This is a genomic window from Brevibacillus sp. IT-7CA2, assembly GCF_949767855.1.
GTDB lineage: Bacteria > Bacillota > Bacilli > Brevibacillales > Brevibacillaceae > Brevibacillus.
Genome location: NZ_CATKQT010000022.1, coordinates 39,929 through 53,680 on the forward strand (window position 1 = coordinate 39,929; position 13,752 = coordinate 53,680).

10 protein-coding genes and 1 pseudogene are annotated in these 13,752 nt (G+C 49.0%); 4 read left to right on the forward strand and 7 right to left on the reverse strand.

Annotation, left to right across the window (positions count from 1 at the left end; genetic code table 11):
* Window positions 1–9: 9 nt before the first annotated feature.
* Both metH and ACM6JA_RS13090 read left to right on the forward strand, forming a co-directional pair.
* Window positions 10–3,456: a methionine synthase gene (metH, locus tag ACM6JA_RS13085; protein ID WP_414852631.1), complete on the forward strand. Its 3,447-nt coding sequence runs from the start codon at window positions 10–12 to the stop codon at window positions 3,454–3,456.
* 32 nt (window positions 3,457–3,488) lie between these two features.
* Window positions 3,489–5,354: a bifunctional homocysteine S-methyltransferase/methylenetetrahydrofolate reductase gene (locus tag ACM6JA_RS13090; RefSeq protein WP_414852632.1), complete on the forward strand. Its 1,866-nt coding sequence runs from the start codon at window positions 3,489–3,491 to the stop codon at window positions 5,352–5,354.
* A 59-nt stretch (window positions 5,355–5,413) separates the two neighbouring features.
* Here the strand turns inward: ACM6JA_RS13090 and ACM6JA_RS13095 are convergent, their stop codons facing one another.
* From ACM6JA_RS13095 to ACM6JA_RS13115, 5 genes are all read right to left on the reverse strand, one after another.
* A complete protein-coding gene (locus ACM6JA_RS13095) occupies window positions 5,414–6,403 on the reverse strand; it encodes a phosphotransferase (protein WP_414852633.1) in 990 nt (329 codons plus the stop codon).
* A gap of 73 nt (window positions 6,404–6,476) precedes the next feature.
* The gene (locus ACM6JA_RS13100; RefSeq protein WP_414852635.1) at window positions 6,477–7,055 is read right to left on the reverse strand and encodes a mismatch-specific DNA-glycosylase; all 579 of its coding nucleotides are present in this window, start codon (window positions 7,053–7,055) and stop codon (window positions 6,477–6,479) included.
* Window positions 7,056–7,169: 114 nt separating this feature from the next.
* Window positions 7,170–7,319, reverse strand: a complete 150-nt coding sequence (locus tag ACM6JA_RS13105) for a hypothetical protein (RefSeq protein ID WP_016739809.1) — start codon at window positions 7,317–7,319, stop codon at window positions 7,170–7,172.
* 207 nt (window positions 7,320–7,526) lie between these two features.
* Window positions 7,527–8,246: a 3-ketoacyl-ACP reductase gene (locus ACM6JA_RS13110; protein WP_414852636.1), complete on the reverse strand. Its 720-nt coding sequence runs from the start codon at window positions 8,244–8,246 to the stop codon at window positions 7,527–7,529.
* Window positions 8,247–8,423: 177 nt separating this feature from the next.
* Entirely contained in the window at window positions 8,424–9,944 is a 1,521-nt protein-coding gene (locus ACM6JA_RS13115; protein WP_414852637.1) for a carboxypeptidase M32, read from the reverse strand.
* 186 nt (window positions 9,945–10,130) lie between these two features.
* Here ACM6JA_RS13115 and ACM6JA_RS13120 point away from each other — a divergent pair, with 186 nt between their 5' ends.
* Together ACM6JA_RS13120 and ACM6JA_RS13125 are read left to right on the forward strand one after the other, a co-directional pair.
* Window positions 10,131–11,729 (forward strand): peptide chain release factor 3, encoded by a 1,599-nt coding sequence (locus tag ACM6JA_RS13120; protein WP_414852638.1) that lies wholly within the window; start codon window positions 10,131–10,133, stop codon window positions 11,727–11,729.
* 70 nt (window positions 11,730–11,799) lie between these two features.
* Window positions 11,800–12,113 (forward strand): annotated as a pseudogene (locus ACM6JA_RS13125) (phosphoglycerate mutase family protein).
* Here the strand turns inward: ACM6JA_RS13125 and ACM6JA_RS13130 are convergent.
* Entirely contained in the window at window positions 12,110–12,649 is a 540-nt protein-coding gene (locus tag ACM6JA_RS13130) for a GNAT family N-acetyltransferase (protein WP_414852639.1), read from the reverse strand. The pseudogene ACM6JA_RS13125 and the gene ACM6JA_RS13130 overlap by 4 nt on opposite strands.
* Window positions 12,650–13,738, reverse strand: a complete 1,089-nt coding sequence (locus ACM6JA_RS13135; RefSeq protein ID WP_414852640.1) for a M24 family metallopeptidase — start codon at window positions 13,736–13,738, stop codon at window positions 12,650–12,652. It lies immediately after the preceding gene.
* Window positions 13,739–13,752 lie beyond the last annotated feature (14 nt).

Here is a 13,752-nt window from a genome sequence, read left to right on the forward strand (position 1 = left end):
GGCACGTCAATGAAACCAACTTTTCGCGAACAGCTTTCCCGGAAAATTCTGATTCTGGACGGTGCAATGGGCACCATGCTTCAACAGGCGAACCTGACTGCTGATGATTTCGGCGGTGAAGCCTATGATGGCTGTAATGAACTCCTGAACCTGACCAGACCAGATGTGATTCGTTCCATTCATGAGAAATATTTAGAGGCGGGCGCAGACATCGTCGAGACAAATACGTTTGGTGCTGCTTCCATCGTTTTGGCCGAGTACGATGTGCCAGAGAAAGACCTTGAGATCAATATAGCGGCAGCACGCTTGGCCAGAGAAGCGGTGGATGCCTATTCCACGGAGGAGTGGCCGCGTTTTGTAGCTGGTGCAATGGGACCTACGACCAAAACCCTTTCGTTGACAGGTGGTGTCACTTTCGAAGAACTGGTCGAGGCGTATTATCGTCAGGCAAAAGGTCTGATTCTCGGTGGCTCCGATGTTCTTCTTTTGGAAACTTCGCAAGATACGTTGAACGTCAAGGCTGGCGGAATCGGGATTCGCAAAGCTTTTGAAGAGCTTGGACAGGAGATCCCGGTGATGCTGTCAGGTACGATTGAGCCGATGGGCACGACGCTTGCGGGCCAAAACATCGAGGCGTTTTACATCTCCTTGGAGCATATAAAGCCAGTTTCTATTGGTCTGAACTGTGCGACTGGTCCGGAGTTCATGCGTGATCATCTGCGGACATTGTCAGGAATTGCCCAATGTGCGGTCAGCTGTTATCCGAACGCAGGCTTGCCAGACGAGAACGGCCATTACCATGAAACGCCACAGGGACTTGCCTCGAAAATGCTGGCGTTCGCTGAACAGGGCTGGATAAACGTCGCTGGCGGTTGCTGCGGAACAACGCCTGACCATATTCAAGCGATGGCAGAAGCATTGAAAGACTGCAAGCCGCGCAGTGCAGCTGTAGAACCGCTGAGCGCGGTCTCCGGGATCGAGGTCGTGTACGTCGAAGATGACAATCGTCCCCTGCTAGTAGGGGAGAGGACCAATGTCATCGGTTCCAAAAAATTCCGCGAAATGATTGCAGCTGGTCACTATGAAGAAGCATCCGATATTGCCCGGGCCCAAGTAAAACGCGGCGCACATGTCATCGATATATGCTTGGCTGATCCCGACCGTGATGAATACGAAGATATGGAAAAATTCTTACAGTTCATCGTGAAAAAAGTAAAAGCGCCCCTCATGATCGACTCGACAGATGCCAAGGTTATGGAGCTGGGACTTCGCTATTCGCAAGGGAAGGCCATTCTCAACTCGATCAACCTGGAAGACGGGTTGGAGCGATTTGAGGAAGTCGTTCCGCTTATTCACAAGTTCGGTGCCTCTGTTGTCGTTGGAACGATAGAGGAAGCGGGTATGGCTATCACTCGCGAAAAGAAGCTGGAGGTCGCGCAACGCTCGTACGACATTCTTGTCAACCAGTATGGAATAAAGCCACAGGATATTATTTTCGATCCACTCGTCTTTCCAGTAGGGACAGGGGATGAACAATATATCGGCTCTGCAAAGGAAACCGTAGAAGGAATTCGTTTGATCAAACAAGCAATGCCTGCTTGCAAGACGATTCTGGGTGTCAGTAACGTTTCCTTCGGCTTGCCGCCTGCGGGTCGGGAAGTGCTGAATGCGGTCTTCTTGTATCACACCACTCTTGCAGGGCTTGATTACGCCATCGTCAACACGGAAAAGCTGGAGCGCTACGCTTCGATTCCAGAAGGCGAGAGAAAGCTGGCAGAAGCCCTTCTATTCGAGACAAATGATGAGACATTGGCGGCCTTCACCGAATTTTATCGCCAAAAGAAAAAGGAAGTCCGTGTGGAAGTCTCCTCGTTAACGCTCGAAGAACGCTTGGCCCGTTATGTAGTCGAAGGCTCCAAGGATGGTCTGGTGGAAGACCTGAAGCTGGCTTTGGATAAATACGCACCGCTCGAGATCATCAACGGTCCGTTGATGACGGGGATGGAAGAGGTCGGTCGCCTGTTCAACGGCAACCAGCTGATCGTGGCAGAAGTATTGCAGAGCGCGGAAGTCATGAAGGCATCCGTATCGTTTTTAGAGCCATTCATGGAAAAAAGCGATGCTGCTGCCAAGGGGAAAATCTTGCTGGCGACCGTCAAAGGCGATGTGCATGACATCGGAAAAAACCTCGTGGAAATTATTTTGTCAAACAACGGCTACAATGTCGTAAACCTAGGGATCAAGGTACCGCCAGAGCAACTGATTGCTGCATGCAGAGAAGAAAAGCCGGATGCCATCGGTCTGTCTGGACTCTTGGTAAAATCCGCGCAGCAAATGGTCATTACTGCACAAGACCTGCGTGATGCAGGCATTGATATCCCGATGATGGTTGGCGGTGCGGCGTTGACGCGCAAGTTCACATCGAACCGGATCGCACCAGAATACCGTGGAATTGTTTTATACGCAAAAGATGCCATGGATGGTCTGGACCTCGTGAATCGTCTACAAAATCCGGAAGAACGTGATCGCTTGGTAGAAGAACAGCAGCATCTGCTGGAAGCAGTTGCAACGGCTCAGCCTGTTGTTGAGGAGAAAAAAGCACCATTGCCAACTCGCTCAGCCATCAGCAGAACCGTTCCGATCCATCTTCCGCCCGATTGTGAACGACATGTTTTGCGACAATATCCGCTTAGCCATTTGCAGCCGTATTTGAACCTGCGAATGCTCCTCGGAAAACACCTCGGTGTTCGCGGAAATGTAGATAGATTGATAGAGGCAGGCGACGACAAGGTACTGGAACTGTACGGCATTGTGGAAGAGCTATTAAATGAAGCGAAGCAAAAAGGAACCATTACGACACACGGTGTGTATCAGTTCTTCCCGGCTCAGTCAGATGGCAACGATATTTTGGTCTATGACCCAAAAGACCACAGCAAGCTGCTAGAGCGCTTTTCGTTCCCGCGTCAGCTGGAAGAACCTCATCTTTGCCTGTCCGACTTCCTGCGACCAGTGGAGAGCAAGGAAATGGATTATGTCGGATTCCTGACGGTAACGGCTGGGGGAGGGATTCGCGAAAAATCTACAGAGCTAAAAGAGCGTGGCGACTACTTGCGCTCCCATGTCCTCCAAGCCATGGCATTGGAGCTAGCAGAGGCATTTGCTGAGCGAATTCACCACGTCATGCGCGACGTGTGGGGTATACCGGATCCGGTTGAGATGACGATGCTCGAGCGCTTCGGTGCTAGATATCAGGGCATACGTGTATCCTTCGGTTACCCTGCTTGCCCGAACCTGGAAGATCAAGCGCAGTTGTTCCGTCTGTTGCGCCCAGAGGATATCGGCGTTCAGCTGACAGAGGGCTTCATGATGGAGCCAGAAGCTTCGGTATCGGCGATGGTATTTGCTCACCCTGAAGCACGTTATTTCAACGCAGGTCCATCTATTTTTGAAGTTTAGAGATAAATGAAAATGGGAGAGAAGGGATTGAGTTGACGACGAGAAGGAAAGATTTACGAGCCTATTTGAAAGACCACCTCCTAGTCGGAGATGGAGCGATGGCGACCCAGCTGCACGGGCTGGGCGTCCCGGTTGGCGTCAGCTTTGAGGAGCTGTGTTTATCCAACCCTCGTTTGGTGCATGAAGTTCATACGTCCTACTATCAGGCCGGTGCACGTTTCCTGGAGACAAATACGTATTCTGCCAACCGAGATGCATTGAGCCGTTACGGTCTGGAGCATAAGGTAGCGCGGATTAACCGGCTTGCAGTCGCCATTGCACGGGAAGCTGCTCAGGATGATGCTTATGTAGCAGGAAGCATCGGATCGATTTTGGCTGGACGGGTGAAGAAAAAGGTTTTGGATGAATACCGTGACCAGTATGAGGAACAAGCGATTGCACTGTTGCATGCGGGCGTAGACGGACTGATTCTGGAGACGTTCGTGGACTTGGAGGAGCTGCTTCTGGCGATCGAGGTAATCCGTCCGCTCACAGATGTACCTGTAATCGCGCAGTTAGCCACTTTGGAAGTAGGGCGCACACGTGATGGCTACGCCTTGACAGATGCTTTTTCTGAGCTGAAAGCCGCAGGTGCTGACGTGATCGGACTAAACTGTCGCCTTGGTCCCGCTGAATTACTTCGTTCGTTTGAAAATACAGTAATTCCAGAAGATGCACTCTTATCCGTATTCCCAAATGCGGGTCGTTTGGGGATGACTGACGGAGAATACGCTTTTAAATCATCACCTGAATATTTTGGACAGAGTGCGCTTCGCTTGCGTGAGCAGGGGGTACGGTTGATTGGCGGATGCTGCGGAACTACACCTGCACATGTGAAGGCGATTGCAGATGCACTTGAGTCACTTGAGCCGCAAGCGCGTGTGAATCCAACCATTGTAGCTGGAGATCGTCCTTCGATTTCTGTGCAGAACACGAGGGAGAGGGAGAAACCAAGCATTGTCGAGCGCGTAAAAACAGCTACGACGATCATTGTTGAGTTTGATCCTCCGCGTGATCTGGATGCAGATCAGTTTCTCCACGGATGCTGCGAGCTGCACAAAGCAGGAGCAGACGCCATTACGTTGGCGGATAACTCGTTGGCGACAGTGCGCATGAGCAACATGGCTCTCGGGGCACTCATGAAGAGCAGACATGGAATCGATCCGCTCTTGCACATTGCTTGCCGGGACCGCAACCTCATTGGACAGCAATCGCACTTAATGGGGCTGCACGCTTTAGGGATCGACCAAATATTGGTCATTACTGGCGATCCATCGCGCTTTGGCGACTTGCCAGGTGCCAGCTCGGTATTTGATGTGACCTCGTTTGATCTGATTCGCATGGTGAAGCAGTTGAACGAAGGTGTTTCGTTCTCAGGACGTCCGTTAAAGCAAAAAGCCCAGTTTATTGTGGGCGCAGCCTTTAATCCGAATGTCCGAAATATGGATGCTGCAGTTGCCCGCTTGGAAAAGAAAGTCGAGGCAGGTGCGGACTACATTATGACACAGCCTGTGTACGATGCAGAGTCCATTCGGAATGTATACGAGGCGACGAAGCATATCGGCATTCCTGTCTTTATCGGGATCATGCCGCTGACCAGCTCGCGCAATGCGGAATTCCTGCATAATGAAGTGCCGGGAATCAAGCTGTCGACAGAAGCTCTGGAACGGATGAAAAAGGTACAGGGAGAAGCCGCCCGACAGGAAGGAATCGCAATCGCGAAGGAATTGGTCGACACGGCCGTTCGTTACTTCAATGGCATCTATCTGATTACACCTTTCAATTATTACGAGATGGCGGCAGAGCTCATTCAATATACGCGTCAGCAAAGCTCATTGGTGAGACTGGCTCAGACTTAACGGTATACGCTAGTTAAATAGGGAAGGCCTATGTGTATAGACAGGCTATAGCCTTGTGTCTAATATACATGGGCCTTCATTTCGTCCAACATAAAGGCGGTCTTGAGAGCTTCCCGATTGCAAAACTGTTGAATCTCAGCAAGGCTCATTTGGGCGTACAGCTTTTTGCGTAAAAAACGTTCAATGATATGCGGGAAAGTGAGATCGACAAAGAGCAAATGCAGTTGTTCAATCGATAGGGGATTTTCTTGGAGATAGCCACGCAATATATGAGAGAACAATTCCTCGTTCCACTGTTCATTTTTTCGCATAGCAAGGGATAAAACACGGGCAATGTCTTTGGACGGAAAATCGTAACGAACATCCTCCCAGTCAATGATCGCAATTTTTTGATTACTGACGAGCAAATTCCCATTGTTAAAATCTCCGTGACAGAGAAAGTGAGTGGTCAGGGGTTCTTTTTTCCATTTCGAGAAGTATGGAGCGGATATCAGATGTTCCTTGGCTGTGATCCCGGCCTGTTTAAAAAAAGGAAGGTATTCCGCGATTGCAGCGTATTTTGGATCAGTCTTCCCGGCGTGTCGAAGCTCCCACTTCTCGAGGGCAGCTAAATCAGTCTTGTACTCCACGGACCATTTTTCTGCGCCATTGTAAAGGTTGCCATGCTTGGAGGAAAAACCGAGTGACCTCACATGAAATTTGCCTAATACCGTGCCGATCCGTTCCATTCGAAAAGGGGAATTATACGCAATATTTGGCCAGGATAGCCTTTGGTGCAGAACGAAAAGATTTTCTTTATGAGTTATGTAACGCTTATTATTTTTGGTTCGTTGAATGTCGGGGATGAGTACGCCGTTTTTGCGCAAATGCGCTTCTGCATTCAGAATGAATTGTAAACGTTCCTTTTGCAGAGGGAAAGCCTTTCCCATGAATTTGCCATTGGTTGTTTCCAAGTAAATGACGAGTGATTTGGATGTATCCCGAATGGTTCTGTGATGCAGAACAGTCATGTCGTATCTGTTCTGGATTTTTTTGATGAGGTCGTCCACTGCTGATGCCCCTCCTTGCGTACAGAGCTACAAGTATTGTACGGAAGAAGAGGAGTGGTTGACACTGAAGGATCTACTCAGCAGGCAAGGGAAGCGGGTGCCAATTCATCTCGCGTAAAAAATGACTCAGATCAGTAAACTTGGCGATTCGTTCCTCACGTGTAAAAGATGCATTAGCCCCACTGGTAGATGGGATGACAAACACATAGCTGCCAGACCAATCTTCTGTCTCAAAGTACCTGATTGGCTGCAGCCCAAGTGAAATTGCTTCTTTTTTTTGTCCAGTCGCGTGACGAAAAGCAGTAATGCCGTTAAAACAAATGACACGAGGCCGGTAAGTCTGAATCATTTGGACGAACTGCTCTGCACCTGCGGCATAATCCTCGTTACGCAGGTCTGTTGCGGAGCGGGTAGGACGTGAGACTAGATCGGTAATACCATAGTTGTAGTCTAAGAGGGTAGCGGTTTCCTCGGGCAAGAGTTTGTGAGGTGTCAGGCCGCCTTCGTACAATCCGCGCCAAAACAGGTTGGCTGGATTGGCGTAGTGGAACCCCGTCGTAGCCGATATACGTCCTGGATTGATACCGCAAAATAAAACCGTCAAATCGCGGCGAATGTATGTGGGCAACCATTTTTCTGTGAACTCGACCAAAGCGAACCCCTCCTGTTTACCACATTGTAGCACATCAGTGAGCGCTTTCAGAAAGGAGCAAAAAAAGCTGCCATATTCGGCAGCTTCAGGTTATATTGGACCAAGTATTGGATCTTATAACTGAGGAAGCGGATACGGCAGCACTTGCTGTGGCTCATTGAACGTGAATTGCTCCATTTCATTCCGGACGTATCTTTTCGTCTCGAATGGAACGACTTCTTGTTCTTCATTACCCCACAACCAATTCGACAGCATTTGTATCATAAGAATACCCTCCACTTTGTGGAAATGTTTTACATGTTCATCATACTCCAGTTGAGGGCATTTTTGGTTGGGCAGGTGTGAATAAGGCGTGAAGAAATCGTGGATAGAAAGTGAACAAAAATGAAGCGATTTCACAGGGCTTCGAAAAAAGCGAAAAGAAATCCGCCTGTACGAACGTACTCTTTTCGCTTTTTTGCCATGACATATTTATGGATTGGTGGACCATAGTCCAGCGGATTTCACAAAGATGCGTTTGTTCAGCTTCAGCTGGCTAACCACGAACTCAGCAATATCCTCAGGCTGCATGGTCTTTTCAGGATTTCCGTCGGTCAGACCCAAGTCAATTGCCATATCGGTTGCTACTGTGCTAGGCGTAAGCGCCGTTACGCGAATGTTGTGTTTGCGCACTTCGAGAGCCAACGATTCAGTCAGACCAAGAACACCAAACTTGGACGCACTATACGCGCTGGTGACAGGAGCTCCTTTTTGTCCAGCAGTGGAGGAGATGTTGATAATGTCACCGGAGTTTTGGTCAATCATGCCAGGGAGTACAGCGCGAGTCACGTAGTACACACCCATCAGATTGACTTGGATGATTTGCTCCCATTCGCTCGTTTCCAGCTCCAGAAATTTACCGAATTTAGCTACGCCTGCATTGTTGAGCAGGATATCAATTTGACCCAGTTCATTTTTGATAGAGGTAACTGCTGTTGTGACGTCATCATAGTTGGAAACGTCTGCTGTCGCAATCGCGACCTTCACGCCGTATGCTTCTACTTCCTGGGCTACTTGCTTCAAATTTTCCTCAGAGCGAGCCAAGAGGCCGAGATTCACGCCTTCTTTTGCCAAAGCAATTGCAGTAGCGCGACCAATGCCTTTACCTGCTCCTGTAATGATTGCGTTTTTTCCTTTTAGATCGATAGCCAATCGATAACACTCCTTTTTCAAGACAATAGGAATCTCATGTATATTATGTAGTGTACTAGCATTTATCCGCGGGGGGAAGGATGCACTTTTATGTACGTAGGTTACGAAAAGTAACTATACGAACTAAAAATGTCCTCCCTGAACAGGGAGAACATTGGATAGCTTGCTGCCAAGTGCTTACAGCTTGTATACGTCTGTGTATTTTTTCTCAAGGTAATTCATCAAGTAAGTCGCATTTGTGCCTTCGCCAGTAATTGCTTGAACGAGTTCGCGAGGGCTCTTCATTTTGCCGTACTGATGGATTTTTTCCTTGAGCCATTCACGGATCGGAGCGAAATCGCCTTTTGCGATCAGATCTTCGTAGCCGTTGATCTCATTTTCCATAACGTGGACGAATTGTGCGGCATACACATTACCCAGCGAGTAAGTAGGGAAGTAACCGATCATTCCGCCTGACCAGTGTACATCCTGAAGCACACCCAGTGCATCTGTCGGTGGCTCAACACCGAGGTATTCTTTCATTTTTTCATTCCAGATTTTTGGCAGATCAGCCACTTGAATGGTTTGATTGATCAAGCCTTTCTCGATTTCGTAGCGGATCATGACATGCAGGTTGTACGTCAACTCATCTGCTTCAGTCCGGATAAAGGAAGGAGTAACAGCGTTAACCGCACGATGCAGATCTTCTACAGACACGCCTTCGAACTGGGTAGGGAACGCTTTTTGCAAGTCAGCGAAAAAGTGATTCCAGAACGGCAGACTGCGTCCGACCATGTTTTCCCAGTAGCGGGATTGGGATTCGTGAATCCCCATGGAGGTACCATCGCACAGTGGAGTGAACAGCAGGTCTGGATTGATGTTCTGCTCGTACATCGCGTGGCCAGCCTCGTGAATACAACTGAAGAGCGCAGAATTGAAATCATTTTCAGCGTAGCGCGTCGTAATCCGGACATCCCCAGGGTTGAAGGTGGTGCAGAACGGATGCGCACTGCGATCCATGCGGCCAGACTTGAAGTCGTACCCGATTTTCTCGAGGATATAACGGCTGAATGCTTCTTGGTCTGCCACTGGGAAGCTTTTCGTCAAGAATGATGTGTCTGGCTTGTTCGGGGAGTCGGCGATTGCTTTTACCAGCTTGACGGTTTTCTCGCGCAAAGTGGCGAAAATCGGATCGAGCTGGTCGACAGTCATGCCAGGCTCATACATGTCCAAGAGGGTGTTGTACTTGTTTTTGCCGTCATGGCCCCAATACTCGATGAACTCGAGCTGGAAGTTCACGATTTTCTCCAGATACGGCTGGAACATGGAAAAGTCGTTGTTGGCACGAGCTTCTTCCCACACCGTTTCTGCCTTGGCGGTCAGCACGACGTACTCCTGATGCCTGTCAGCAGGAATTTTCTTGTTGCGGTCATATTCCTTTTTGCATTCCAGCACACTATGACGGGTAATTTCATCCAATGTTTGGAGGACAGATGGCTCACTCAGCTCCGACAAAAGCGCTTCCATTTCTTTAGACGTCGCCAGCTTGAATTGCTCACCAGCCAAAGTCCCGATAATTTCAGAACGGGCATCCATTCCATTGCGAGGCGCTTGTGTAGCCTTGTCCCAATAAAGAACGTTCAGCGCTTGCGTGTAGCTAGTTATTTTCTTCACATAGTCACGGAATTCGGCCGCACGTGTTTCCACAGTCGTTGACATAGGGTTCCTCCTATATATTTGTCATATTTTGGTAAATGATATGTAAGTCATGCAGTCAAAAAATTTTTACTACTGAATATTATAACGGTTTAATGAAAAATTACTAGGTGGATGCGGCAAGCATTTGTCGGTATAATCGTAGAGGAAACGAAAGTGTTACTTATTTGCGATGACAGGAGAATGAAGATGAGTCAATCCAATCCCCAATGGGAAAATGAGATAGCAAAACGCCGTACCTTCGCCATCATCTCCCACCCGGATGCGGGTAAAACGACAATGACGGAAAAGCTGCTCTACTACGGCGGAGCCATCCGTGAAGCAGGGGTGGTCAAGGGGCGCAAAAATTCCAAGCATGCCACCTCCGACTGGATGGAGATCGAGAAAAAGCGTGGAATCTCCGTTACGTCCAGTGCGATGGATTTCGAATACAATGGTCACCACATCAACATTTTGGACACACCTGGTCACCAGGACTTCAGTGAAGATACGTACCGCACGCTGACTGCTGCTGATGCTGCTGTGATGATTATCGACGTAGCAAAAGGGGTAGAGGCACAGACGATCAAACTGTTTAAGGTCTGTCGCATGCGTGGTATTCCGATCTTTACGTTCGTGAACAAACTGGACCGTCACGGTAAAGATCCATTCGAGCTCTTGGAAGAAATTGAGCGCGTATTGGGTATTCGTTCTTATCCGATGAACTGGCCGATTGGCATGGGTAGCTACTTTAGCGGTGTATTTGACCGCATGAAGTCTCGTGTCGAGCTGTATCAAAACAACACACAGCACGAGGACATTTCCTTTTTCCCTGTAGAGGGAGCAGAAGACCCGCTGATCGGCGAACGTGTCGGTCAAGAATTGTGGCAGCAATTGCAGGACGAAATCTCCCTGCTGGATGTTGCGGGAGATGAATACGATCCTGAACTGATCAACAAAGGGCAACTGACGCCTGTTTTCTTCGGTAGTGCCATCAATAACTTCGGTGTACAAACATTCCTGGACAACTTCCTGCAAATGGCGCCAGCACCTTCTGCGAAGAAGAGTACGGAAGGCTTGATCGATCCGTATACGAACGATTTCTCCGGCTTCATCTTCAAAATCCAAGCCAATATGAATCCAGCTCACCGAGATCGCATCGCTTTCTTGCGTATTTGCTCCGGCAAGTTTGAGCGGGGAATGTCAGTCAAGCACGTCCGTCTTGGCAAAGACATCAAATTGGCGCAGCCGGTACAGTTTATGGCACAGGACCGCGAAATAGTCGATGAATCGTTCGCGGGAGATGTCATCGGTCTTTTTGACCCGGGTATTTTCCAGATCGGAGATACACTCTGTGTCGGAAAATCGTTTGAGTACGAAGAAATGCCGCACTTCTCGCCAGAGTTTTTCTCCAAGGTGATGGTGAAGGACGCGATGAAGCACAAGCAATTCCAAAAAGGGATCATGCAGTTGACCGAGGAAGGAACGGTGCAGTTATTCCGTACTCATCCGATGGAAGAGCTGATTCTTGGCGTGGTAGGTGTACTGCAGTTCGAGGTACTGGAATACCGTTTGAAAGCCGAGTACGGGGTAGACATCATGTTGACTCGTATGCCGTATCAAATCGCTCGCTGGCTCGAAGGGGAGAAAGCAGACCTCGATGCTGTGAAGAACAGAACCGTCTCTGACCGTTATGGCCGTCCGGTTATGCTGTTTGAGAGCGAGTACCAGCTGCGTGTCGCGATGGATAAGTACTCGAATATCAAGTTCCATGACAGTTCTCTTGGTTTGAAATCCGTTCATTCTTAATTGAAAAGGGAATTACAGGGCCTCCCGATCACGGTGAGGCCCTCTTTATCCCTAATGAGGAGGCAATCCAATGCAAATTTTGTTGATTCGCCATGGACAATCCGAAGCAGATATTTTGAATGTGCATGAAGGCAAGGCAGATTTTCCTTTGACAGAAGAAGGGTGTGAACAGGCACGGCGCATGGCAGCGCGCGTTTTGGAGCAGAGATTGTTTCCCACGGCGGCATGATCTCCAGAATCATCGAAAGCTTCTTGCAGCTGCCTGTCTTGCACGACATTTACTTTGGCACAGGCGTCACAGGTATCCACTTGTTGGAGTACAACGAATACGGACGTCTGATCCATTTCACCAATTCCACGACTCATTTGGACAGCATGGACTAGAACTCGATGGCAAAAAACTTGACCTCCTCCGTATCATTTGGAAGGATAACCATCCCTTTTTCTTGCAGCCCGATTTTCTGCAGAAGCTTGGCAGAAGATGAATTATCGGGGTTGGTGATTGCTACGATGCGCTTTAAGCCGATAACTTCTTTTCCGTGGGCAAGAACGGCAGAGGCTGCCTCATACGCGTAGCCTTTGCCCCAGTATGCGGGCAGAAAGGCAAAGCCGATATCGATATCCTCTAACGAATCTCTCTTGATCAGTCCACATAAACCGATCGGAACATTTCCTTCCTTTCGTTCTGTCAAATACAGACCAAAGCCAAGACTCTCGTACATCGCGACAGCGCCATTCACAATATAGTTGCGGGCGTCTTCCGTCGAACGAAGACCACGATCGCCAATAAATCGAATCCAAGAAGGCTCATTCATCAGTTTCAAGACAAAATCAGCGTCTTCGGCAGTTTGCCAGCGGAGGATGAGACGATCTGTTTCCAGCACTTTCAATGGAACGACACCAGCCTTTTCTTTTATCATTTATCCGATGATTTGCAACTCTTTGGGAAAAGACGTTAATACTTCTACGCCATCCTTCGTGACGAGCACATTGTCTTCAATGCGGATGCCACCGATCTGCGTGTTATAAATGCCCGGTTCAATCGTGAAAACCATGCCTGGGATGAGTTCTCCTACTGCCTGGCTGTGAACGTACGGGGCCTCATGAAGCTCCAATCCGATTCCGTGCCCTACACGATTGATGAAAAATTCTCCATAGCCCCGGTCCGCAATAACAGCTCGTGCAGCTAGGTCAACTTCTGCGATCAGAGCCCCTGGTCGAACGGCTTGTATCCCAGCCAGATTCGCTTGCAAGACTGTATCGTACATGTCTAGCAATTCTGCACCAAGTTGACCGACAGCAAAAGTACGAGTCAGGTCCGATACATACCCATCGACATACACGCCTGCGTCAATCAACAAAACTTCTCCAGCCTGAATCACCCGATCACCTGGGTCACCATGGGGCAGTGCTGCTTTTTCTCCAGCCAGTACAATCGTTGAAAAGGAAGGGCCTTGGGCTTTTAGCTTCTTCATCTGGTATTCCAGCTCTGCGACGACGTCCAGTTCCGTCATCCCTACGGATATCAGAGGGAGCGTACGGCGTAGGGATTCCTCCATCACCCAAATAGCTCGCTTGATAGTAGCGATTTCAGATTCATCCTTAGCTACGCGTATATTGCACAGCAATTCTCCGACATCCACTGCTTCTGTAGCGTGCACCACCGATACGAGCGCCTCATATGTTTTCGCTGTCAAATGGTTCTTCTCCACACCAATGTGAGAGAGGGGAGTCGGCAGCAAATGCTGAAGCACAGTCAGCGCATCCTGTGAATCGTCATGCGTGTAAATCATAATGGCAGGACAAGCCTCCCGTGCTTTTTCACCGTCCAGCAGTGGAACGAAGAGGAAGGGGGACTCGCCTCTCACCAAAACGAGACCCATAAAACGTTCATGTGGCTCTGTCAAAAATCCGGTAAAATAGTACACGTTTTTGGGATGCGTAATAATCAATGCGTCCAGTTTCCTGCTTTCCATATACGCGTGCAGCTTTTCCAATCTTTCTTGCATCCAGATCACCCTTT